Below are 22,771 nucleotides of genomic sequence, written 5' to 3'. Positions count from 1 at the left end.
CGCGTAGACCATATCGGTGTGCGTCAGGCCACAGTTGACTGTTCGTCAACAGTCCTGTAACGGATTGGCCCACCGGTCGTGTCGCCGATCGGCCCGGGGAGCGGACCGGCGTGTCCCATCCTGGCGGATCACACCGACAGTGGACAGTGAATTGAACGGTCCGTCAGGGGCCGGTCGAGGGAACGGCGGTGAGCACTGGCGCTTCGTCAGGGAGCGCGGCGGTGGCCGGCCGGCGGCGGGAGCGGCGGTACGCCCGCCAGGCGGACACCAGGGTGAACAGGCACATCAGCACGATCACGGCGGCCGAGATCAGGAAGGCCGGGGAGCTCGGCTGTCCGGCGCTGGCCCCGGCGATCACGTACGCGGCCGTGCCCGGTGCGACGCCCAGCGCGGTGGCGACGGTGTACGGCAGGACCCGGACCTCGGAGAAGGCGGCGGCGTAGTTCGCGGCCTGGAACGGCACCCCCGGGACCACCCGGACCAGCAGCATGCTGCGGAAGCCGTGCTCGCTGAGCCGCCGGTCCAGGGCGGCGGCCAGCTTGCCACGCAGCAGCGGTCGCACCGCGTCCCGGCCGAGGGCCCGTCCCAGCCAGAACCCGAGCAGGGCGCCGAGCGTGGTCGCCGCGACGGCCACCGGTACGCCCTGGGCGGTGCCGAGCACCGCGCCGGCCGCGCCGTTCAGGGCGGGCTTGGGTACGAAGGCGAGCGTGGCCACCGCGTAGACCAGCAGGAAGACCGGGATCGGGACGCCGTCCCGCAGCAGCTCGGTCGGGCTCCAGAGCAGCAGGGAACCGGCCGCCGCCGCGAGCACCGCGAGCAGCGCCCCCAACCGGAACCAAGGCGACCGGACCACGCGCGAAACGACAGGCACCCGGCGAGTCTACGTTCCGCCCGGACGCGGACTCACACCCCGTCGAGGAACGGACGCAGCGCCGCGAGCAGTTCGGCGGGCGCGTCGAGCGGGATCAGGTGAGCGGCGGTGGGGAACTCGACCAGGCGGGCGCCGGGGATCCCGGCGGCGTACCGGCGGGAGATGTCCTGGAAGTCGGCGACGTCCAGCAGGCCGATCCCGACCAGAGTGGGCACGGTGACGCCGGCGAGGTCGACGGGCTCGACGCCCTCGGAGTGCTCGCCCCGGGTGTCCTGGTGCACGAGGGACGCCCGGACCGGGCCGCGGAGTCGCTCGGCCAGGTCCGGGCCGACCTCCGCCCAGGTGCGGGACGGGCCGCGCAGCCACATGTCGAGGTTGACCGAGACGGCGGCCTCCAGGTCGCCCGCCGCCAGCGCCGCCGTCTCGGCCTCGTCGTACGCGTGCATCTCCGCCGACCAGTCGTACCCGGGCCACATCGCGGCCAGCATGGTCAGCGACCGCACCCGGTCCGGGTGGGCGTCGGCGAAGCCCAGGGCGATCCGGCCGCCCCAGGAGGTGCCGACCAGGTCCACCCGCCGGTGGCCGAGGTGGTCCAGCAGGCGGCGCAGGTCGTCGGTGTCGCGGTACGGCCCGGACGGGGGAGCGGACTCCCCGAAGCCGCGCAGGTCGTACCGGATGACGGTGTGCCGCTCGGCGAGGGCGGGCACGACCGGGTCCCAGAGCTGGTGGTCGGTGACGCCGGCGTGCACCAGGAGGACGGGTGAGCCCTCTCCGGTGACGGTGTAGGAGAGATGGCCGAGGTCGTCGGCGAGTGTGATCATCAGCGGATGATCGCACTGCCTCTCGGTGCGGCGCCAGCACATTTGTACAGCTCAGGCGCCCACCGTGCCGTCGATGCCCTCGCGGAGGAAGTCCGCGTGCCCGTTGTGGCGGCCGTACTCGAGCAGCACGTGCACCATGACCATCCGCAGTGAGACCTCCTCCTCCCACCGCGGCTGGTATCCGGCCAGGTCCAGCGACTCGGCGGCCTGCTCGATCCGGCGGGAGTTCGCCACCTCGGCCTCCCAGGCGCCGAACGCCTCCGCCCGGGTGGAGTTGCTGGCGTCGTAGGCGGCCTGGAAGTCGATCTTCTCGGACCAGACCATCGGGGCCTCATTGTCCTCGAACACCCGGCGGAACCAGGCGCGTTCCACCTCGGCCAGGTGCCGGACCAGGCCGAGCAGCGAGAGGGTGGAGGGCGGGCTGGACTGCTGCCGCAACTCCTCGTCGGTCAGCCCCGCGCACTTCATCGCGAGGGTGGCCCGGTGGAAGTCGAGGAAGGCGCGCAGCATCTCGCGCTCGCTGCCGAAGTTCGGGGGGCCGATCCGGGTGTCGTCGGTCACTGTTCGTGCTCCTCGTCCGTGCTGATGGGCTCCGTGTGATGCGCTCCGTGCTGATGCGCGGGGCCCAGTATGGCCGTCAGCCTTCCGGCTGGATCAGCCGGGTGAGCAGAGCGGTCAACTGCTCGCGCTCGGCAAGGGTCAGAGCGGCCGTCAGCTCCTCGTTCGCCCGGTCGCTCAGGCGTTCGGTGCGCTGCAGCCGCCGTCGGCCGGCCGCCGAGACGGTGACGGCGTTCTTGCGGCGGTCCGCGGGGTCGGGTGCGCGGGTCACCAGGTCCTCGCCCTGCAGGTCGTTGACGATGGCGACGATGTCCTTGGGGTCGATGCGCAGGGACCGCCCCAGCTGCGCCTGCGAGACCGGTCCGAGCTCGGCGATGGCCGACAGGACGGCGTGGTGGGTCATCCGCAGCCCTTCCTCGGCCAGTGCCCGGGCGACCAGCTGATGGCCGCGGGCGGCGGCGCGGCCGAGCAGCCAACTGGGCAACTGCCGGATCCGGGCGGGTGCGTAGGGGGCTTCGTCCATGCGGGCAGGATAGCCGGGAAATCGTTGGGAGAGCCAACGATCTGCTGATATCGTTGGGGTCACCAACGATCTGGAGGTGTTCATGCGACGAGTCCGCTATCACCGGCACGGCGGCCCCGAGGTGCTCTGCATCGAGGAGGCCGAGGCTCCCGAGCCCGGCCCGGGCGACCTGCTGATCCGCACCCGGGCGATCGGCGTCACACTGCCGAACGTCCGCAAGGTGCGCGGCGGCAGCGACCTGCCGGGGCTGCTCGGCGGCGAACTCGCCGGTGAGGTGGTCGGGTTCGGCCCTGAGGTGACCGGATTCCGGGTCGGGGACCGCGTCACGGCCATCAGCTTCACCGGTTCGTACGCCGAACTGGCCACCGCACCAGCCGTGTTGGCCGAGCGGATACCGGACGGGGTGTCGGACGTGCAGGCGCTCGCCCTGGTGCGCAGCGGGCACGTCGCGCTGGCCGCGCTCGCCACCGCCCGGCCCACGGCGGGGGAGTCGGTCCTGATCACGGGTGCCGCGAGTGGCGTCGGGCATCTCGCCGTGCAACTGGCCCGGTTGCGGGGGATCGGACGGGTGGTCGCCGCGGTGGGCTCACCGGAGAAGGCCGACTTCGTCCGCTCGCTCGGCGCGCACGAGGTCGTCACGTACGACAGCGAGAGCTGGGGCGAGCCGGTCGACGTGGTGCTGGAGGGCGTCGGCGGGGAGGTGCTGCCGCGCGCGCTGGCCGCGCTCGCGCCCGGTGGGCGGATGGTCTTCTTCGGCTCCGGGGGTGGCACCGTGCCCGCCTTCGACCTGCTGGCGGGGGCGAAGACCGTCACCGGCCTCACCATGGCCCGGTTCGCGAGCACGCAGCGGGAGCGCTACGACCGGCACGGCGAGGAGCTCTGGGAACTGGCCCTCGCCGGGCGGCTGCGGCCCGCCGTGCACGCCGAGATCCCGCTCGCGGAAGCGGCGGAGGCGCACCGGATCATCGAGGCCCGGGCCAATCTCGGCAAGGTGGTGCTCCGTCCGTAGAGCGCGGCGTGACGGGGCGTCGGCCCGGTCCGGGAGGAACTGCCGGAGGTCGGGACGGTGCTCGGCGACGTGTCGAGCGCGGCGGAGCGCTCGCGTCAGCCGCGGAGCTGCTTGAGCAGCGCGATGTCCGCGGCGTGGCGGGCGCCCTCGATGCGGGCCGGGTCGTGGCGGCCGTCGGGGGTCTCGATGATCAGCGGGACGCCCTCGGTGGCCGGGTGGGCTAGCAGGTGCTCGAAGGCGGCGGCGCCGATGTGGCCGGCGCCGATGTTGGCGTGGCGGTCCTTGCGGGCGCCGGCCACGTCCATGGAGTCGTTGGCGTGGATCAGCCGGAGGCGGCCGGGGCCGACGGCGGCGAGCAGGGTGTCGAGGAGTTCGGTGACGCCCTCGGGGGCGGCCAGGTCGTGCCCGGCGGCGAAGGCGTGGCAGGTGTCCAGGCAGACGCCGACCCGGGGGTGGTGGTCGAGCGCCTCGACGTACGCGGCCAGGTCCTCCATCCGGGAGCAGAGCGAGCTGCCCTGCCCGGCGGTGGGTTCCAGCAGCAGCCAGGGGGCGTCCTCGCCGAGTGCGTCCAGCTGGTCGAGCAGCGGCCGGACGTCCGCGCGGACCTGGGCCATCGCCTCGGCGTAGCGGGAGCCGCCGTCGGCGGCCCGGCCGACGGCGGAGCCGGTGTGCACCACGACGCCGAGCGCGCCGATCTCGTGCCCGCGCGCCAGCGAGTGCCAGAGCGATTCGGCGGAGCGCTCCCGGGTGGCGGTGGAGTCGGAACCGAAGTTGATCAGATAGGGGGCGTGCACGTACGCCGGGATGGCGGCGTCCGCGCAGGCCGCCCGGAACGCCGCGTCGTGCGCGGGTGTCCCGGAAGGGGTGGCCCAGCCGCGCGGGTTGGCGACGAAGACCTGGACGGCCTCCGCGCCGACCCGCTCCGCGTACGCCAGCCCGGTGCCGACCAGCCCGCGACCGGCCACCGGCACATGGGCGCCGACGGGGTTGCGGGTGGCGGGAACGGGCGGCTGAGCTGCGGTGTTCATGGCCACGAGGGTAGCGGGGGCACCGTCGTGGCCATGCGGGGGAGGTCGGACCGGGACGGGTCAGACCCGCCGGGTGGCGGCCCAGCTCGCGAACGCGGCCCAGGCGCCGACCGGGAACTCCAGGTGCGGGCCGGTCGGGTTCTTGGAGTCGCGGACCGGGACGACGCCGTGCGAGGCCGCGAGATTCAGGGCCGGCTGGACGCAGTTGCCACCGGAGGCCCCGCTGTAGCTGGACGACTGCCAGTCAGCCCGGTTCAGCTCGGTGCTCGTCAGCATGGTGTTGGTGCTCCTTCGCTACCTTTTCAACGAGGTTCAGCGACGCTTCCGGTGACAGGGCGTCAGCCCGTGCCAGGTCGTAGGAGAGCCTCAACTCTCTTACCGTGTCCGGGTGTTCGATCAGCACACCGGCGTGCGGCGCCTCGACGTACCCCGTGTCGGGGATCCCGTCCGCAAAGGACATTAGCGTCATGGACCCCTCCAGCAACGCGTGTGCACCTCTGGACGTCTCCAGCACCTGGATCACAACCATCCGCGACCGGACGAGATCAACCAGGTGCCCCAACTGATCAGCCATCGTGCCGAATCCGCCCACCGGGCGACGAATGGCATTTTCCGCCAGAAGCCACCACAACAACGGACGTGTTGGACCACGAAGCAGCTCCTGGCGGCCCAGCCGGGCGGCCACCTTCTCCTCGATGGTCTCCGGCGGAGCCAGTGGCAGCCCGGCCTCGAAGACCGCCCGCATGTACCCCTCGGTCTGTCCGAGGCCGGGGATCAGTTCGCCGCCGTACTCCAGCATCTGGCAGGCCCGGGGCTCGAGTTCGGCGTACGACTTGAAGAAGCCGGGGAACTGGCCGCGGGTGATGTGCGGCCAGAGTTTGGAGAAGATCCCGCCGGTCTCCAGCGCGCCGTCGAGCCGTTCGGCGAACTCCCGGGTCGGGGTGCGGCGGCCGGTCTCTATCTGGCCGACCAGTGATCCGGTGTAGCCGAGTACCTCACCCAGGTTCTCCTGGCTGAGCCGGGCCCGGGAGCGGTGCTCGCGCAGTTCGGAGCCGAACAGCGCGAGCATCGATTCGGACGGGTCGAGTTCGCGTGGGTTGGGCATCTGTCCGTGGTTCCCCCGGGTCGGCGGGCCCGGCCGGTGAGGGCGGCCGGGTCTGTCGGCTGGACTGTTGGACCGTCAACCCTGTCAACGGTCGCTCTCCGTGTCGATCCTGTTACCAAGCTAGTCGATCGAGATCACGGTCGGCGGGGCAACGAGGCAAAGCGCGACAGCGGAGGTCGGCCATGAGTGAGTTGGCGGAACGGACCGAGGACCGGGTGCGGCCCGGGCGGGCGGCGGGCGAGCGGCGGGAGTTCGACCGGGCCGAGTACGTCTCGGGCTCGGCGCTCTCCTTCGGCGAGTGCGGCTGCCCGATGCCGGACTGCCCGATCCGGGCCGGCGAGGGTGAACGGCTGCGGCTGGACTGGGGGTTGCGGTAGTCGTTCGGTGCTGACGCACGAGGCGGGCGCAGGGCGTCCGCCCCGCGCCCTGCGACTACGCCGCGTTCACGCTCCTGCGGTCGGGCTCCCCGCTCGGCGCCGGGTCGGCGGACGGGCGCTGCCGGATGGCGCCCGCGCCGAGCACCATGGCGGCGGTCAGCGCGGTGACCACCGCGAAGGAGACGGTCAGCGAGGTGGTCTGGGCGATCAGGCCGATCACGGCGGGCGCGACCAGGCCGGAGGTGTACGTGACGGTGGCGACGCCCGCGATCGCCCGGCTGGGGTTGCCGCCGGTGCGCCCGGCCGCCGCGAAGGCGAGCGGGACGACCACGGCGATGCCGATGCCGATCAGCGCGAAGCCGGGGATGGCCAGGTAGGGCGAGTCGGAGCCGATCACCAGCAGGCCGCCCAGGGTGGCGACGCAGCCGCTGACCCGGACCGCGCGGACCGGGCCGAGCCGGCGGACCGCCAGGTCGCCCGCCAGCCGGGCCGCCGTCATGGTGGCGGCGAAGGCGGTGAAGCTGGCGGCCGCGACCGTCGGCGAGGCACCGGTGACGTCCCGCAGGTAGACGCCGCCCCAGTCCATGCTGGCGCCCTCGGCGAAGACCGCGCAGAAGCCGACCAGACCGATCGCCAGCGCCGAACGCGGCGGCAGGGCGAAGCGCGGCGGCGCGTCCTCGTCCTCGGCGGGCCGGACGTCGATCAGCGCGCCGCAGACCGACCAGCCGAGCGCGGCGAGCACCACCGCCGTGACGGCCAACTGCACCCGGGCGTCCAGCTGTTGATGCGCCGCCAGGACGCCGAAACCGGAGGCGACCAGCCCGCCCGCGCTCCACATGCCGTGCAGGCCGGACATGATCGAGCGGCCGAGCCGCTGCTCCACCTCCACGCCCTGGGCGTTCATCGCCACGTCGGCCATCCCCGCGGCGCCGCCATAGGCGAGCAGGGCGAGGCAGAGGGCGGGGAGGTTGGGGGAGAGCGCGGGCAGCGCGAGCGAGAGGCACCAGAGCGCCAGCAGGCCCCGGACGGCCGCCCGCGCGCCGTACCGGTGGACCACCCGCCCGGCCAGCGGCATCGACAGCGAGGCGCCTAGCGCGGGGGCGACCAGGGCCAGGCCGAGCTGACCCGCACTCAGGTCCAGGTGGTCCTGGATCCACGGGATCCGGGTGACGAAGCTGCCGGTGACCGACCCGTGCACGGCGAAGACCAGGGCGATGCGCACCCTGGCCCGGCGGGCCTGCTGATCGCTGTCCATGACGTCGACTCCCCCTTCTGGATGACTGCCCGACAAACTATCAGGCAGGTACCCTGATAGATAGCTCTGGAAGGATGCTTGCCCATGACCATCGCGCGCACGGCCACGCCGAGCACCGCCCGTGCCATCAACGATCGACTGGCACTCGATCTGCTGCTCACCCGCGGCCCGCTCACCGCACCCGAACTGCGGACCCTGACCGGCCTGTCCCGCCCCACCGTGGCCGACCTGCTGGAGCGGCTCCAGCGCGGCGGCCTGGTGGCCGTGGTCGGCGAGAGCGGCGAGCAGCGGCGCGGTCCGAACGCCCGGCTGTACGCCCTGGTGGCCGACCGCGCGCACCTGGGCGGCATCGACGTCCGCTCCACCGGGGTCTCCCTGGTGATCGCCGACCTGACCGGCCGGACGCTGGCCACGGCCGAGATCCCGGCCGGCCCCGAGCACGGCGACGACCTGGCCGAGCGCACCGTACGGGCGCTGCTGGACGCCGCCGAGCAGGTCGGGGTCAAGCACCTGCACACCGTCGCGGTCGGCGCCCCCGGGGTGGTCGACCCGACCACCGGCGTGCTGAACAACTCCGGCCAACTGCCGCGCTGGCACGCCGAGTTGCTGGACGCCCTGCGGGCCCAGCCGGAGACCGAGGTGATCCTGGAGAACGAGGTGAACCTGGCCGGGATAGCGGAGCACCGGATCGGCGCCGCGCAGGGCCGGGAGGACTTCGTGCTGCTCTGGCTCGGCCACGGCGTCGGCGCCTCGGTGGTGCTGAACGGCCGGTTGCGCCGGGGCGCCTCCGGTGGCACCGGGGAGATCGGCTTCCTACCGGTGCCCGGCACCGGCATGCTGCCCAACGCGACCGGGTGCGACGGCGGCTTCCACTCGATGGTGGCCAGCGCGGCGATCTGCGAACTGGCCAGGGCGCACGGGCTGACCGTCCCCGAGGGCGGCCCGGTCGAGCAGGCCGAGGAGGTGCTGCGGTCCGCCCTGGCGGCGGACGCGACCGCCTTCCTGGACGAGCTGGCCGACCGGATCGCGATCGGGGTGGCCGCCGTCTGCGTGGTGATCGACCCCGGCTGTGTGGTGCTCGGCGGCGAGATCGGCCGGGCCGGCGGGGCCGCGCTGGCCGCGCGGGTGGAGCGGCGGCTGGCCGATCTCTCACCGTTCCGGACCGAGGTGCGGGCCGGGTCGGCCGGGGGCGGCGCGGTGCTCGCGGGCGCGGTGCTGACGGCGGGTGACGCGGTGCGGCGGGACCTGTTCGGCGAGCCGTAGAGCCGTAGAGGTGACGCCCGGTCAGGCGGTGGGCGGCCGGAGGGCGGGCATGCCGAGCGCGACGGCGGCCAGCAGGCCGGCGATCAGGACCACGGTGATCAGCACCCCGCCGCAGACCGCCTTCGCCGAGCGGCGCTCGGGCCGGGGCGGGGTGACGTTGCTCTGGTACCGGTCCGCCTCGGCGATGAACGCGAACGGTACGGGCTCGGGTGCCATGAACTGCTCCTCCTGATCCGCGTCGGGCCTGTTCGGGGTAACGGGCCGGCAGATTCGATCGTGCCCGATTCGTTCAGTTTAATGCCGAAAAATATGCTGACTGGCCGTTAGCTGATCAGCGGCCTGATACGGCAGGATGGCGGCGACAACGACGAGCAGCAGCGCACAGGAGCAGCCCATGGGCCAGGCGGACCGGCCGGTCAATCCGTACCGAATCGGCGAGGCCGCCGCGATGCTGGGCGTCAGCGCCGACACCGTGCGCCGCTGGGTGGACGCCGGGCGGCTGGTCGCCGAGCGGGACGAGCACGGGCACCGGATCGTCGCCGGGGCCGAACTGGCCGCCTTCGCCCGGGAGCTGGCCAAGCCGGAGAACGCCGAGGCGGAGGGCCGTCCTTCGTCGGCCAGGAACCGGTTCCCCGGGATCGTCACGCACGTGGTGCTCGGTGACGTCGCAGCCCAGGTGGAGATCCAGGCCGGTCCGTTCCGGGTGGTCTCGCTGATCAGCCGGGAGTCCGCCGAGGAGCTGAACCTGGTGCCGGGTGCCCCGGCCACCGCCGTGATCAAGTCCACCAACGTCGTGGTCGAGCGGAGCTGACCGTGCCTCACCACGTGCTCGCGGTCGCCCACCGGGGCGACCCGTACCGCCACCGCGAGAACACCCTGCCCTCGGTCGAGTCGGCGCTCGCCGCCGGGGCCGACGCCGTCGAGGTGGACGTCCAGCTCACCAGGGACGGCGTCCCGGTGCTGCTGCACGACCTCACCCTGGAACGGCTCTGGGGCGACCCGCGCCCGGTCGGCCGGGTCACGCTGGCCGAGCTGGAGCAGATCGGCGGGCCCGGCCTGCGGGTGCCGACGCTGGCCGAGGCGGTCAAGGCGGTGGCCGAACGGCCGGGCGCCCGGCTGCTGGTGGACCTGGACGACCCGGGCCCCGCCGCCGCCGCGCACGCCGTGGTGGCCGGGCTCGGCGCGGAGGGGCTGGTCGGCTGGTGCGGCCCGGTCGGGGCGATGCTCGCCGTCCGGGAGCTGGACCCGGCGGCCGAGCTGTCGCTCACCTGGAAGCTGCCCCGGCTGCCCGTCCCGGCCCTGCTGGCCGACCTCAGGCCGCGCTACCTCAACCCGCCGTTCGGCCTGGTGGACGCCGAGTACGTGGCCGAGGCGGCCGGGGCCGGACTGGCCGTCAGCGCCTGGACGGCGGACCGGCGGCGGACCATGACCCGGCTGCTGCGGGCCGGGGTGGCCTCGGTCACCAGCAACCGGATCGGGCTGCTGCGCCGGGTCCTGGACGCATAGCTCCCGGGTCCGCGCCGAAACGGACATTTCATCAGATCCTGTGCTGAGATGAGCTGATCACCAGCGGTGCGCCAGGACGGAGACGGCATGTCAGCGGAGCCCGGGTGGACGGAGCGGCAGTCGGAGGACCGCCGCTCGGCGCAGCAGATGCTCCCCTCGGTGGTCCGGGCCACCGCCGCCTGGTCGCTCGCGGTCATCCTGTTCCTCGGGGTGGCCACCCTGGTGGTGTACGCCTTCGTGGCGCTGCGGGCCGCCACCATCCCGATGATCCTCTCGCTGCTCGCCACCGCGCTGCTCTACCCCGTGATGCCCTGGCTGGTCCGGCACGGCGTCAAGCGGGGCCCGGCGGCCGGGCTGACCTGCGCGGTGCTGGTGCTGGTGGTCTGCGGGGTGCTGGCGATCCTGACCAACTCGCTGGTGCACAGTGCCCCGCAGATCGCGGCGGCGCTGCGCGACGCGGGCGACCAGCTGGCCGACTGGCTCGGACCGGTCGGCGAGAAGCTGCAGTTCGCGCTGTCCCAGTCGGCGGGGACCGGCAGTTCGCTGGTCGGCTCGCTGGCCAGCGGCGTGCTCTCGGGCCTCGGCCTGGCCACCCAGGCGATCACCGGCGCGGTGCTGTCGCTGGCCCTGGTGTTCTTCTTCCTCCGGGACGGCCACCGCAGCGGTGACCTGGTCCGCTCGATGCTGCCCGGCCCGCAGGCCGAGACGGTGGTCGCCTGCGGACAGCAGGCGTTCAAGGCGACGGCCGGGTTCATGCGCGGGACCACGCTGATCGCCCTGATCGACGCCACCTTCATCACCGTCGGCCTGCTGATCCTCGGGGTGCCGGGCGCGCCCGGTCTGGGCGCGCTGGTCTTCATGGGCGCCTACATCCCGTTCGTCGGGGCCTTCCTGTCCGGCACCGTCGCGGTGCTGGTGGCGCTGGCCGACGGCGGTCTCGGCACCGCGCTCTGGGCGCTCGGCATCGTGCTGACCGTGCAGATGATCGAGGGCAACATCCTGCAGCCGGTGATCCAGAGCCGGACGGTCGAACTGCACCCGGCCACCATCATGTTCGCCGTGGTCGCCGGAGCCGGGGTGGCGGGCATCCTCGGCGCCCTGCTGGCCGTCCCGCTCTGCGCGGCGGGCCTCGGCATCGTCTCGGTGCTCCGCGGCACCGCGGGCCGGCCGCACCGGGGCCGGGCGGAGGACTCGCGGGAGCCTGTGCAGTAGGCTCGCGCAGCGCTGCGGGGAGCGGCGTTCAACGGGGGAGGAAACGGGCTGTGTCCTGCAACAACTGTGGTCGTCCAGGTCCGGTCGGCGCGTACTGCGCTTACTGCACCGCGCCCGCCATCTCCCGCCGACGGGTCGGCGGGCCCGCGACCGGGATCACCGTGCTGGCCGTGCTGGCGCTGCTGCTGTTGGCCGCCGCCGTCGTGAACCGCTGGTGGAACGGCGGGCAGAACTCCTGGGACGGCGAGTCGCTGCTCGCGGGACCGTCGGCCCGGGAGCACGGCGAGACCCTGGCGGCCATCGGCCTCGGCCTGGTCGGGGCGGCGCTGCTCTGCGGTTCCGCGATCGGGATCACCTTCCTGGTCTGGCTCAACCGGGCCCGCCACAACCTGGCCCTGATCCCCGGCGCGGACCCGCAGTGGGCGCCCGGGTGGACGGTCGGCGCCTGGTTCATCCCGCTGGGGAGCTTTGTCCTCGGGCCGATGGTGGTCGGGGACGTCTCCCGGGCCACCTACGCCGGCCGTCCCGGCCGGGCCCCGGCGGGCCTGCTCACGTTCGTCTGGCTGCTGCTCTGGGGGCCTGGCCTCGCGGCGGTCGGGTTCGGCAGCGTGGCCGAGTTCAACGACGCGGACGGATTCCTCCCGCTCGCCCTCGGCGGGCTGGCCGCCGCGGTGGTGGCGATCGCGTGCCTGCTCGGCACGGTCGGCTCGGTAACTCGGGTGCAGCGGCGGTTGCTCGGAGTCTGACGAGTTATCAGGTCACTTGTCCCGGACTGTTGACTCGGAGTCCAACAGTCGGGATTCTCGTCACACCGTGCACGCGGAACACGACTGAGTGGTGATCATGACTCGACACGCGTACAGCAGGCACAGACTCCTCGCGGTTCTCTCGCTGCTCCTCGCCCTGGTGGCGATGGCGCTGGTCCCGGTGCCCGGGGCGGCGGCCCAGGGCGACTGGTGGAATCCGACCGCCCGTCCGGCGCCGGACTCCGGGATCAACGTCACGGGCGCGCCGTTCCAGGGGACGGACGCCAAGGGGCAGGTCCGGGGATTCGTCGACGCGCACAACCATCTGATGTCCAACGAGGCGTTCGGTGGCCGGCTGATCTGCGGCAAGCCGTTCTCCCCGCTCGGCGTCGCGGACGCGCTGAAGGACTGTCCGGAGCACTACCCCGACGGCAGCCTGGCGATCTTCGACATGATCACCAAGGGCGGCGACGGCAGGCACGACCCGGACGGCTGGCCCACCTTCAAGGACTGGCCCGCGCACGACTCGATGACCCATCAGCAGAACTACTACGCCTGGGTCGAGCGGGCCTGGCGCGGCGGCGAGCGGGTGCTGGTCAACGACCTGGTCACCAACGGCGTGATCTGCTCGGTTTACTTCTTCAAGGACCGCAGCTGCGACGAGATGACCTCGATCCGGCTGCAGGCGCAGAAGACGTACGAGATGCAGGCGTACATCGACACCATGTACGGCGGCCCGGGCAAGGGCTGGTTCCGGATCGTCACCGACACCGCGCAGGCCCGACAGGTGGTCCAGCAGGGCAAGTTGGCGGTGGTGCTGGGGGTCGAGACCTCCGAGCCGTTCGGCTGCAAGCAGATCCTGGACGTCGGGCAGTGCAGCAAGGCGGACATCGACCGGGGCCTGGACGAGCTGTACGGGCTCGGGGTGCGCAGCATGTTCCTCTGCCACAAGCTCGACAACGCGCTGTGCGGGGTCCGGTTCGACGAGGGCGCGCTCGGCACGGCGATCAACGTCGGCCAGTTCCTGTCCACCGGCACCTTCTGGCAGACCGAGAAGTGCGCGGGCCCGCAGCACGACCACCCGATCGGGCTGGCCCCGGCGCCGCAGGCCCAGCAGCAACTGCCGGCCGGGGTGGCGGTGCCCTCGTACGCCGCCGACGCGCAGTGCAACACCCGCGGGCTGACCGAGCTCGGCGAGTACGCGGTGCGCGGCATGATGAAACGCAAGATGATGCTGGAGCTCGACCACATGAGCGTCAAGGCGGCCGGCCGGGCCTTCGACATCATGGAGTCGGAGTCGTACCCGGGCGCGCTGTCCTCGCACAGCTGGATGGACCTGGACTGGACCGAGCGGGTCTACCAGCTCGGCGGGTTCGTCGCCCAGTACATGAACGGCGCCGAGGCGTTCAGCGCGGAGGCCAAGCGCACCGACGCGCTGCGGGACAAGTACAACGTCGGCTACGGCTACGGCACCGACATGAACGGCGTCGGCGGCTGGCCGGGCCCGCGCGGGGCGAACACCGCCAACCCGGTGAAGTACCCGTTCCGGAGCACCGACGGCGGTGCGGTGCTCGACCGGCAGACGGCGGGTCAGCGCACCTGGGACATCAACACCGACGGCGCCGCGCACTACGGTCTGGTGCCGGACTGGATCGAGGACATCCGGCTGGTCGGCGGCCAGGGCGTGGTGGACGACCTGTTCCGGGGCGCCGAGTCCTACCTGCGCACCTGGGGCGCCACCGAGCAGCACCGGGCCGGGGTCAACCTGGCCGCGGGCGTGCCCACTTCGGCCGCCTCGGCGGAGTCGAACCCGTTCACCAGCTACGCGTCCGGGCGGGCCGTGGACGGTGACGGGGGCAGCCGCTGGGCCAGCGACTGGAGCGACGACCAGTGGCTGCAGATCGACCTCGGCTCCGAGCACCTGGTCAAGCGGGTCACGCTGGCCTGGGAGCGGGCGTACGGCAAGGCGTACCGGATCGAGGTCTCCCCGGACGGCACGAACTGGCAGACCGTCTGGTCCACCACGACCGGTGACGGCGGCCTGGACACCGCGCAGTTCGCCGGGGTGCCGGCCCGTCAGATCCGGGTGCACGGGGTGCAGCGCGGCACCCAGTGGGGCTACTCCCTGTACGAGGTCGGCGTCTACAGCACCTGACCGCCGCCGGTGCGGCCGGACCGGCACCCGCCGGTCCGGCCGCACCTCCTCGAGCACGGAGGGGAGCACCACCCATGGCACGGATGCCGTCCGCCGACCGGCGTCGGCAGCTCACCGAGGCCGCGATCCGGGCGATGACCCGGGACGGCGTGGCCCGGACCACGACCCGCTCGATCGCCGCCGAGGCGGGTCTGTCGCTGAGCGTCTTCCACTACTGCTTCGACTCCAAGCAGGCGCTGCTGGAGTCCGTCATCACGACCATCACCGAGCACTCGGTCACCATGGTGCGGGACGCCATCCAGCCGCAGGCCACCCTGCGGGAGACCGTCCGGGCCGGCTTCCGGGCCTACTGGGAGCACGTGACGGCCAACCCGGCCGAGCACATGCTGACCTACGAGCTCACCCAGTACGCGCTGCGCCAGCCCGGGTTCGAGCACCTGGCGCGGCGGCAGTACGAGCTGTACACCGAGACCTACCGCGAGCTGATCGAGGAGCTCTGCAAGCGGACCGGAGCCGAACTGCTGGCCCCGGTCGAGGTGTTGGCGAGCTATCTGGCCGCCATGACGGACGGACTGACCGTCAGCTACCTGGTGCTCGGCGACGCGGGGGCGGCGGCGCAGGTGCTCGACCTGGTCACCGACCACGTGGCCGGTCTGGTCCGGTCGCCGGACCAGCCGGATCAGGCGGCTCAGTCGGCGGGCGGCGGGAAGTAGGCGCCGATCCAGCGGTCCAGCTCGGTGAAGACCTGGGCCCGGGCGGTCTCCCCGGACAGCACCAGGTCGTGCATGCCGCCGTCGATCCGGACGGTGGTGACGTGGCGGCCGAGCCGGGGGGCGAGCGCGGCGATGTCGTCCGCGCGCAGCACCGCGTCGGTGCGCAGCAGCGCCGGGTCCCACTTGCCGGTGACGGTCGAGGCGGTGGAGGCCATCAGCAGGACGGGGCAGTCCACGTGCAGGCTCTGCCGGACCTGGCGGTGGCCGCGCTGGATCGCCGCCAGCCAGCCCGCGTACAGCGGGAAGCCCTCGGCGGGCTTGAGCGCGAGGTCGAAGTCCCAGCTGCCCCGGTGGTCGCGGTGCAGGCTGTGCACGTAGTGCGGGTTGAGCGGGGCGGGCAGCTTGCGCAGCGCGGCGAACCGGCCGAGCGCCTCCACGGCCGGCGCGCCGAGGGTGCGCAGCGCGGGGGCGGTCGGCATGGCCAGGAACGGGCTGTTCAGGAACAGCCCGTCGACCAGCTGCCGCCCGGCCCGCCGGGAGGCCCACAGGGCGGCGACCAGGCCGCCGGTGGAGTGGCCGTTGACCAGCAGCCGGGTGTGGCCGTCCTGCTCGCGGATGATCCGGACCGCCGCGTCCAGCTCCTCGTCGTACTCGGTCAGGTCGCGGACGAAGTTCGGGGACTGATGGGGCTTCAGCGAGCGGCCGTACTTGCGCAGGTCCAGCGCGTAGAAGGAGAAGCCGGCCGCGACGAAGTGGTCCGCCAGGTTGGTCTGGAAGAAGTAGTCGGTGTAGCCGTGCAGGTAGAGCACCGCCTGCCGCGCCCCCGGGACCAGCCGCCGGACCAGGGTCGCGCTGACCGGGCCCTCCTCGTCGGGCGTCAACGGCAGCTCGGCCGCCTCGTACGGCGCACCCAGGATGTCTTCTCGGAACTCCACTGCCGCAACCCTTCCGCTGCTCCGACCTGCCGTGACAGGACCTGCCGTGACAGGACCGCCGATCCGCGAGCACCGACTCTACCGGCCGGTAGCCCCGGGTGTGCGGACCGGCTCCCCGGCGGGCCTATGCTGCCGACATGCCGACAGACGCCCTGACCGGAGGAACCGCATGAGCCCCGAGGACCGCCTGCCGGTCGAGCGGGCGGTCGGGCTCGGCACGGCGAAGCTGATGCCCGATCTGGACTGTGACGGCGGCTGGCTGCTGACCCTGGACGGCACTCCGCAGTCGTACGTCGACCTGGCCGACCCGACCCACCTCGAGTTCGAGTACACCCAGCGGATCGCCCACCTGCTGGACGCCGTCGCCCCCGCCGGGCAGCCGCTGGACGTGCTGCACCTGGGCGGCGGGGCGCTCACCGTGCCGCGCTACCTGGCCGCCACCCGGCCCGGCTCGGGGCAGCGGGTGGTCGAACTGGACGGGCCGCTGGTCGAGCTGATCGCCGATCAGCTGCCGTGGCCGGACGGCATCACGGTCCAGGTGGGCGACGCCCGCGACGCGCTGGCCGCCACCCCGGCGGGATCGGTGGACGCGGTGGTCGCCGACGTCTTCCACGGCTCCCGCACCCCCGGGCGGCTGACCTCGGTGGAGTTCCTCCGGCTGGCGGCCGCCGCCCTGCGGCCCGGCGGCTGCTACGCCGCCAACCTGGCGGACGGCCCGCCGCTCGCCTTCGCCAAGGCCCAGGCCGCCACCGTCCGCGCGGTCTTCCCGTACGTCTGCCTGGCCGCCGAACCCTCGGTGCTGCGCGGCCGCCGCTACGGCAACGTCCTGCTGATCGGCTCGGACCGGCCGCTCCCGGTGGCGGAACTGACGCGTGCTCTGGCGGCCGACGTGTTCCCGGCCCGGCTCTGCGACGAGGGCGAGTTGGCCCGGCTGATCGGCCGTACCGCCCCGGTCACCGACGCGACCGCGACCGACTCGCCGCCGCCGCCGGAGGGCGCGTTCAGCATCGGGTAGTTTCGGTGGTCCTGAGCTCTCATCGTTCATCGTGCGGAGGCAGTGCATGACCGGGGTGGAAGTCGCGGCGGCGATGGTGTTCGCGTGGGCGGTCCGCAGGGCGGGGCGGGCGGCGGACGACAGCAGCGAGCAGCTCGGCGACCGGGCGTACGACGCCGTGACGGCGCGGCTGCGCGGGGTGCCGGGTGTCGAGTCGGCGCAGGCCGAGGCGGAGCAGGCGCTGCCGGTGCTGCTCCCGGAGGTCCGTACGGCGCTGGAGCGCGCGATCGCGGAGGCGCTGCGGGCCGACCCCACGTTCCAGGACGCCCTGGAGCAACTGGCGGCCGTGGTGCAGCAGGCGCGGGGCGGTGCTCCGCTGACCGTCACCAACAACAAGGTGTCGGGGGGCAGGTTCACCGGGCCCGTGGTGATGGGTGGTTCGGTGAGCGGCAACACGTTCGCGCACACCACCAACAACTTCAACGCGGGCACCGTGGTGAGCCACGGCGACGGCGAAGTGAACGTCACCTTCTGAGCCGGACCGCCTCCAGGTACTCCGGGTGCTGCCCGCCGAGGGCCGCCGCGAGCGCGGCGAGCACCAGATCTGTCTGCTCGTCAGCCGACGCGACGGCGCCGAGGTGACGGAGGATCAGGGTGTCCGGGTGGTCCGCGCCGATGGTGTCCGCTGCGGCGGGGAGCGCGGTGGCCGTCAGGGCGGCCACCCGGGCCGGGTCGCCGGCGGCGAGCGCGATCCGGGTCAGCACGGTGCACGCCGCCAGGGCGGTCGGGTGCCCCGGGGTGCCGGCGGCCAGCGCGGCGGACCACACGGGCCCGGCGAGCTCGGCTGCCTCATCGGGCCGGCCGTCGGTGAGCAGGGCGGCGGCGAGGTCGACGGCGGACCGGTGACTGCCGGAGTGCTCGGCGCCGAGCACGGCGAGCGCGTCCTCGTACGCCTGCCGCGCGTGGCGGACCGCGTCCGCCGTACGACCGGCCCGGCGGCAGCTGTTGGCGAGATTGCCCCGGGCCCAGACGGTGTCCGGGTGCTGGGGGCCGAGGACGCGTTCGCGTCGGGCCAGTACGTCCTCCTCGACCGGGATGGCCGGCTCGGGCGAGCCGGCGCGCGAGCGCATGCCGGCCAGGTTGCCGGTCAGCATGAGGACGCGGGGATCGTCGGGCCCGAGCGCGGCTTCCCGGGCGGCCTGGACCGGTTCGAGCAGGGCTACGGCCGCCGCGAACCGGCCCGCCCGGTAGGTGGCGGCGGCCAGGTCCGCGCGGGCTGACTGGCTGTCAGGGTGGTCCGGTCCCCAGCGCCGCTCGCGGATGTCGAGCAGTTCCCGCAGGAGCGTCAGCGCCTCACCGGCCCGGCCGGTCCGGCTGAGCACGGTCGCGACATTGGTGCGGGCGAGCAGGGTGTCCCGGGCCTCCGGGCCGAGCCGCTCGGCGCGCTCCGCCGCGACCCGGCGCATCAGCTCCAGCGCCTCGGCGTCCCGGCCCGCCTCCTCGTAGGCGAGGGCGAGGTGCAGGTGGAAGCCGGAACGCACGGCCGCGTCCAGGGCGGCGGCGTCCGCCCGCGCCGCCACCTCTTCGAGCTCCGCCACTGCCTCGGGGTGCCGACCGATCGCTCCCAGTTCGCGGGCGCGGGCGCGGCGGCTGGTCAGGACGGACTGGTGGTCGGGGCCGAGGAGTCGGGTCCCGAGTTCCACGTTGCGGCCGTGCAGCTCCGCGGCGGTCCGGCTGTCGCCCAGGGCGGACAGGCTGTGGGCGAGGTTGCTGCGGGTCAGCCTGGTGTCGGGGTGGCCGGGGCCCAGGGCCGCTTCGCGGATCGCGAGGACGCGTCGCTCCAGCGCGACCGCCTCGTCCACCTGGTCCGCCTCCCACAGGTAGGCCGCGAGGTTGACCTCGGCCGTGAGGGTGTCCGGGTGCTCCGGCCCGAGCAGCTCCCCGCGCGCTTCGGCCACCTCCCGGCCCAGTGCCAGGGCGTCGTCGAACCGTCCCTCGGTGCACAGCGAGGCCGAGAGGTTCGCCTTGGTGTTGAGCGTGTCCGGGTGACCGGGGCCGTGCAGGTCCAGGAGGTGGGCGAGCACCTCGCGGCCGATCTCGATCGCCTGGGCGGTGCGACCGCACCCGGACAGGGAGACCGCCAGGTTTCCCCGCGAGCGGAGCGTGGCGGGCGCCAGCGGCCCGTACACCCGCGCGTGCGTCTCCGAGATCGCCTCGTTCACCGCGGCCGACTGCTCGACCAGGCCGGCCGCGTAGAGGGCGGCGGCGAGGTTGACCGCGGCCGTCAGGCTCTGCGGGTGCTCCTCGCCGTAGCGCTCCAGGTGCCCCGTCAGGGTCGTGTGGGCGAACTCGACCGCCTTGCCGAGCTCTCCCACCGCGCCGAGCATGTTGCCCAGGTCGCTCCGGGCGAGCAGGACGGTCGGATGGTCGGGGCCGAAGGCGGACTCGGCGTCGGCCAGCAGCTGCTCCTGGACGGCGAGCGCCTCGGCCGGGTGGCCCGCCTCGTTCAGCCGGCGGGCCAGCCCGGTGCGCAGCGTCAGCACGCCGGGATGGGCGGGCGGACTGATCAGCACCGCCCGGTCCACCAGCTCCCGGGCCAGCTCCAGGGCCTCGGCGTGCCGGCCGAGCTTGGACAGTCCGTCGGTGAGGTTGGCCCGGGCGGTCCGGGTGAGCGGGTGGTCCTCGCCGAGCACCTCGGCCGCGTCGGCGGCGACCGCGCGGACCTCGTCCACGGCCTGGACGGCGTATCCGCAACGATGAAGGGCGGCAGCCGTGTTGAGGCGGCCGTACAGCGTGTCGGGGTGGGCCAGGCCGAGCGTGCGCGCCTGGATCGCCAGGACAGCGCGGTTCTCCGTCAGGCTGTCCCGGCTCCGGCCGCTGCGGTCCCACACCAGCGCGAGGGCCCGGCGGGTCGCCAAAGTGCCGGGGTGCTCCGCGCCCAGCAGGGCCGAACGCAGGCGGACGACGTCGGCCAGCGCGGTGGCGGCCTCCGCGTCGCGGCCCAGCTCCGACCAGACCAGGGCCAGGTTGTGACGGACCGTCAGATTCTCCGGGTGCTCCTCGCCGTGCTGCGCCGCGTCCGCGTCCCGTACCTCCCGCAGCATCGCCTCCGCCTCGACCAGCCGCCCGTCGTGCTGCCGCACCGCGGCGAGTTCGGCCCGCGAGATCAGCGAGTTCGGGTGCACCGGGCCGAGGATCCGCGCGCGCAGCTCTGCGGTGCGCTCCAGGATCGGGCGGGCCTCGGCGTGCCGCCCGGCGGAGGTCAGGGCGGTGGCGAGGGCGCCGGCGCAGCTCAGCGCGGTCGGATGTTCCTCGCCCAGGGTGGTGACCGCGGTGGTGAGCACGGTCGCCGCGGCTGCGGCGGCCTCGGCCGGGCGTCCGACCGCGACCAAGGCGGTGGCGGCGACCGTCCGGGCGGCCAGCGTGGCCTGGTGCCGCTCGCCCACGGCCGCGGACAGGGCCTCGGCCGAGTCGGTCGCCCGCTCGAACGCCTCGTCGGCTCGCCCGCTGCGCAGGGCGGTCAGCGCCGTGCCGAGCCGGGCCCCGGCGGTCAGCGGATGGCCGGGGCCGTGCAGCAGCTCGCGGCGCTCCAGCAGCTGCGTCGCCGCCGCGTGGGCGGCCTGGGCGTCCCCGGTCCGCAGGAACCGGGTGGCCAGCATCGCCTCCTCCACCCGCAGATCGCCGTCCCCGCCGAGCCCGCCGGAGACGCCCGACTGCTTCAGGACCGCCTGCTCGTGCTCCGCTGCCCGCTCCAGGCAGCCGCAGAGCCGTTCGGCGTCCGCCGCGGCCAGCCGGGCCGCCAGCGCCACCTTGTGGTCCGGGCCGAGCCAGGACACCGCGTCGTCGACCAGGTCGCCGGCCAGCGCGGCGGCGGTGTCGTAACGGCCGGCCGCGGCGTGGGCCTGGGCGGTGACCAGGCGTGCGGACAGGTGGGACTCCGAAGCCGCGCCCGTCGTGCGCAGTGCCCGGTCGGCGGCGTCCTGAGCGAGGGTCAGCCCGCCGGCGTGGTCGCCGGTGGTGACCAGGATGTCGGCCCGGCCGAGCAGGGCCGCGATCGTCTCCGGCGCGTCCGGGCCGAGCCGGCTCTCGGCGGTGGCGGCGTGGGCGGTCCAGATCCCGACCGCGTCGCGGAGCAGCCCGGCGGCCGTCGCACTGCGGGCGTAGCGGGTGAGCAGCCGGGGACCGTCCGGGGCGTCGTAGAGCCGGTCGCCGAGGTTGCCGTGCAGGCGGCGCGCGTTGGCCCGCAGGGTGTCCTCCAACTCGGCGTCGGTGTAGTCGTGTTCGGGCCACAGGTCGAGCAGGGCGGTGGCCGCGCAGGCGGCCCAGGTGGCGACCTGATCGGGCGTCAGGGTGTCACGGGCCGCACGGGCGGTGAGGGCGTGCATCTGGACGGCGCGGGGCTCGGCCCGCCGGCTGTGGGTGAGCAGCCCGTACTCGTGCAGGACCCGCAGCGCCGCGTCGCCGATGCCGCGTCGGCCGACCCCCTGGTATTCTTCCGCCCCCTGACCGGTCAACAGTTCCCGCACCACGGGCGCCTGCCAGAGGCGTTCGGGGTGCCCGACCGGGTCGTACCAGGCTGCGAGCCGCAGGGCCGGAGCTGCGGCGCCCTTAGGGCGTCGGCGTTCCGCCGCCTCCAGCGAGAGCAGGAGCGCCGCGGTGACGCCGATCCCGCCGGGGTCGGGGGTCAGCACCTCGTCCAGGGTGCGGGCCCGTTCGCGCAGTTCGTCCAGGTACTCGTCTGCGGTCAGCTCCTCGGTGACCATGGCGGTTGCGGCGTACCCGAGGGCGAGCGGCAGGTGCCCGAGCTCCTCGGCGAGCTCGGACAGCCTCGGCGTGTGCTCCTCCTCGGCCAGGTAGGCCGCCTCGGCGGAGGCGCGGATCCGCTTGCGCAGGAAGGCGAGCGATTCGTCCGGACCGAAGGACTCGAGCGATACGACGGTGCCCAGCACCCCGCCGGTGGAGGCCCCGCGCAGCCGGGTGGTCGCGATGACCCGGCGGTCGTCGGCGGCGCTGTGCGGCAGCCGGTCCGCGAGCAGGGCCGGATCGGCGAGGTTGTCGAGGACTACGAGGGCGGACGGGCCGGGCGTACGAAACCACTCCAGGAACGCCGCGGCCCGCCGGTCGAGATCGCGGGCCGGGAGACCGGGCAGGAGCAGTTGCTGCGCGGCATCGGCGTACGAAGCGGTCAGCGACGGCCCGTCGGTGGCGTCCGCCCACAGCACGAACCGGCCGGCCCCGGTCGCGAGGGCGTGCTGCACGTGGGCCGCGACCAGCTGGGACTTGCCGACCCCACCGGGCCCGCTGAGCAGGACGGACCGGTGCTCGGCGAGCGCTTCGGCGAGTCGTTGGGCGGCTTCGGTGCGCGGCTGGGTCGCCGCATCCGGGGCGGGGACCGGGCCGACGGTGAGCGGCCAGCTGACCTCGGCGCGCGGGGTCACGTTGACGGTGGCTCGTTGGCCGGTCACGTAGACGGTCTGGCCGTGGAAGTTGAGCGTGTGCGGGGCTGGGGTGGAGAGGTCCTCCGGCCTGACCACGCGCAGGCCGGAAGCGAGCTCGCCCAGGGTGGGCTGACGCTCGGTCAGTTCATGTTCGCCCATGGGCGGGTCGGTTCTCTCGGTCACCAGCTGTCCCCCTGCGCGCTGCGGTCGGCCGCCGCCATCAGTGTCACCACCGGAGGCGTCCCGCGCTGGAGAATGCGGA

General features: G+C 73.7%; 22 protein-coding genes. 11 read left to right on the top strand and 11 right to left on the bottom strand.

Going from position 1 to position 22,771, the window contains the following annotated elements; translation table 11 throughout:
* Nucleotides 1-163 precede the first annotated feature (163 nt).
* The 4 genes from F4556_RS01480 to F4556_RS01465 all read right to left on the bottom strand — a co-directional run bounded on the left by F4556_RS01480 (nt 164) and on the right by F4556_RS01465 (nt 2,773).
* Nucleotides 164-871, bottom strand: coding sequence for a TVP38/TMEM64 family protein (locus tag F4556_RS01480; protein WP_184910949.1), 708 nt, complete (start codon nt 869-871; stop codon nt 164-166).
* A gap of 32 nt (nt 872-903) precedes the next feature.
* Nucleotides 904-1,692: an alpha/beta fold hydrolase gene (locus F4556_RS01475; RefSeq protein ID WP_184910947.1), complete on the bottom strand. Its 789-nt coding sequence runs from the start codon at nt 1,690-1,692 to the stop codon at nt 904-906.
* Between the two features lie 51 nt (nt 1,693-1,743).
* Nucleotides 1,744-2,253: a DinB family protein gene (locus F4556_RS01470; protein WP_184910945.1), complete on the bottom strand. Its 510-nt coding sequence runs from the start codon at nt 2,251-2,253 to the stop codon at nt 1,744-1,746.
* A gap of 76 nt (nt 2,254-2,329) precedes the next feature.
* Nucleotides 2,330-2,773, bottom strand: a complete 444-nt coding sequence (locus F4556_RS01465; RefSeq protein ID WP_184910943.1) for a MarR family winged helix-turn-helix transcriptional regulator — start codon at nt 2,771-2,773, stop codon at nt 2,330-2,332.
* An 82-nt stretch (nt 2,774-2,855) separates the two neighbouring features.
* Between F4556_RS01465 and F4556_RS01460 the strand changes: the two genes are divergently transcribed.
* Nucleotides 2,856-3,782 (top strand): quinone oxidoreductase family protein, encoded by a 927-nt coding sequence (locus F4556_RS01460; RefSeq protein WP_184910941.1) that lies wholly within the window; start codon nt 2,856-2,858, stop codon nt 3,780-3,782.
* Nucleotides 3,783-3,877: 95 nt separating this feature from the next.
* Here the strand turns inward: F4556_RS01460 and F4556_RS01455 are convergent, their stop codons facing one another.
* The 3 genes from F4556_RS01455 to F4556_RS01445 are packed head-to-tail and all read right to left on the bottom strand — an operon-like array spanning nt 3,878 to nt 5,915.
* A complete protein-coding gene (locus tag F4556_RS01455) occupies nt 3,878-4,810 on the bottom strand; it encodes a deoxyribonuclease IV (protein WP_184910939.1) in 933 nt (310 codons plus the stop codon).
* A gap of 60 nt (nt 4,811-4,870) precedes the next feature.
* Nucleotides 4,871-5,086 carry a DUF397 domain-containing protein gene (locus tag F4556_RS01450; RefSeq protein ID WP_184910937.1) on the bottom strand — a complete coding sequence of 72 codons (216 nt, stop codon included), beginning with the start codon at nt 5,084-5,086 and terminating at the stop codon, nt 4,871-4,873.
* Entirely contained in the window at nt 5,055-5,915 is an 861-nt protein-coding gene (locus tag F4556_RS01445; protein ID WP_184910935.1) for a helix-turn-helix domain-containing protein, read from the bottom strand. Before F4556_RS01445 ends, F4556_RS01450 begins: the two co-directional genes overlap by 32 nt.
* Nucleotides 5,916-6,097: 182 nt before the next feature.
* Here F4556_RS01445 and F4556_RS01440 point away from each other — a divergent pair, with 182 nt between their 5' ends.
* A complete protein-coding gene (locus F4556_RS01440; protein ID WP_184910932.1) occupies nt 6,098-6,292 on the top strand; it encodes a hypothetical protein in 195 nt (64 codons plus the stop codon).
* 55 nt (nt 6,293-6,347) lie between these two features.
* Here F4556_RS01440 and F4556_RS01435 read toward each other — a convergent pair whose 3' ends face one another.
* A complete protein-coding gene (locus tag F4556_RS01435) occupies nt 6,348-7,547 on the bottom strand; it encodes an MFS transporter (RefSeq protein WP_184910930.1) in 1,200 nt (399 codons plus the stop codon).
* Nucleotides 7,548-7,631: 84 nt separating this feature from the next.
* On the opposite strand from F4556_RS01435, the gene F4556_RS01430 reads away from it, so the two are divergent.
* Nucleotides 7,632-8,810 carry an ROK family transcriptional regulator gene (locus F4556_RS01430; RefSeq protein ID WP_184910928.1) on the top strand — a complete coding sequence of 393 codons (1,179 nt, stop codon included), beginning with the start codon at nt 7,632-7,634 and terminating at the stop codon, nt 8,808-8,810.
* A gap of 21 nt (nt 8,811-8,831) precedes the next feature.
* On the opposite strand, the gene F4556_RS01425 is transcribed toward F4556_RS01430, so the two are convergent.
* On the bottom strand, nt 8,832-9,026 hold the full coding sequence (locus tag F4556_RS01425) for a hypothetical protein (protein WP_184910926.1): 195 nt from the start codon (nt 9,024-9,026) through the stop codon (nt 8,832-8,834).
* Nucleotides 9,027-9,204: 178 nt separating this feature from the next.
* Between F4556_RS01425 and F4556_RS01420 the strand changes: the two genes are divergently transcribed.
* The 6 genes from F4556_RS01420 (at nt 9,205) to F4556_RS01395 (ending at nt 15,142) form a co-directional block, all read left to right on the top strand.
* Nucleotides 9,205-9,621 (top strand): TOBE domain-containing protein, encoded by a 417-nt coding sequence (locus F4556_RS01420; protein WP_184910924.1) that lies wholly within the window; start codon nt 9,205-9,207, stop codon nt 9,619-9,621.
* A 2-nt stretch (nt 9,622-9,623) separates the two neighbouring features.
* Entirely contained in the window at nt 9,624-10,316 is a 693-nt protein-coding gene (locus tag F4556_RS01415) for a glycerophosphodiester phosphodiesterase (RefSeq protein WP_313068103.1), read from the top strand.
* Nucleotides 10,317-10,403: 87 nt separating this feature from the next.
* Complete coding sequence (locus F4556_RS01410; RefSeq protein WP_246510944.1) at nt 10,404-11,528, top strand: AI-2E family transporter; 1,125 nt, start codon at nt 10,404-10,406, stop codon at nt 11,526-11,528.
* A 50-nt stretch (nt 11,529-11,578) separates the two neighbouring features.
* A complete protein-coding gene (locus F4556_RS01405; protein ID WP_184910922.1) occupies nt 11,579-12,274 on the top strand; it encodes a DUF4328 domain-containing protein in 696 nt (231 codons plus the stop codon).
* A gap of 97 nt (nt 12,275-12,371) precedes the next feature.
* Nucleotides 12,372-14,429: a galactose-binding domain-containing protein gene (locus tag F4556_RS01400; RefSeq protein ID WP_184910920.1), complete on the top strand. Its 2,058-nt coding sequence runs from the start codon at nt 12,372-12,374 to the stop codon at nt 14,427-14,429.
* A gap of 74 nt (nt 14,430-14,503) precedes the next feature.
* Nucleotides 14,504-15,142: a TetR/AcrR family transcriptional regulator gene (locus F4556_RS01395; RefSeq protein ID WP_184910918.1), complete on the top strand. Its 639-nt coding sequence runs from the start codon at nt 14,504-14,506 to the stop codon at nt 15,140-15,142.
* On the opposite strand, the gene F4556_RS01390 is transcribed toward F4556_RS01395, so the two are convergent.
* Nucleotides 15,118-16,077, bottom strand: a complete 960-nt coding sequence (locus F4556_RS01390) for an alpha/beta hydrolase (protein WP_184910916.1) — start codon at nt 16,075-16,077, stop codon at nt 15,118-15,120. The two genes, F4556_RS01395 and F4556_RS01390, sit on opposite strands and share 25 nt — an antisense overlap.
* A gap of 169 nt (nt 16,078-16,246) precedes the next feature.
* Between F4556_RS01390 and F4556_RS01385 the strand changes: the two genes are divergently transcribed.
* Both F4556_RS01385 and F4556_RS01380 read left to right on the top strand, forming a co-directional pair.
* Nucleotides 16,247-17,092, top strand: coding sequence for a spermidine synthase (locus F4556_RS01385; protein ID WP_184910914.1), 846 nt, complete (start codon nt 16,247-16,249; stop codon nt 17,090-17,092).
* A 46-nt stretch (nt 17,093-17,138) separates the two neighbouring features.
* The gene (locus F4556_RS01380; protein WP_184910912.1) at nt 17,139-17,606 is read left to right on the top strand and encodes a hypothetical protein; all 468 of its coding nucleotides are present in this window, start codon (nt 17,139-17,141) and stop codon (nt 17,604-17,606) included.
* Here F4556_RS01380 and F4556_RS01375 read toward each other — a convergent pair.
* Nucleotides 17,596-22,668 carry a tetratricopeptide repeat protein gene (locus F4556_RS01375; protein ID WP_184910910.1) on the bottom strand — a complete coding sequence of 1,691 codons (5,073 nt, stop codon included), beginning with the start codon at nt 22,666-22,668 and terminating at the stop codon, nt 17,596-17,598. The genes F4556_RS01380 and F4556_RS01375 overlap by 11 nt on opposite strands.
* Between the last annotated feature and the right edge of the window lie 103 nt (nt 22,669-22,771).

The sequence above is a fragment of the Kitasatospora gansuensis genome (assembly GCF_014203705.1).
GTDB classification, from domain to species: Bacteria; Actinomycetota; Actinomycetes; order Streptomycetales; family Streptomycetaceae; genus Kitasatospora; species Kitasatospora gansuensis.
This window is presented reverse-complemented; position numbering and strand designations above follow the sequence as displayed.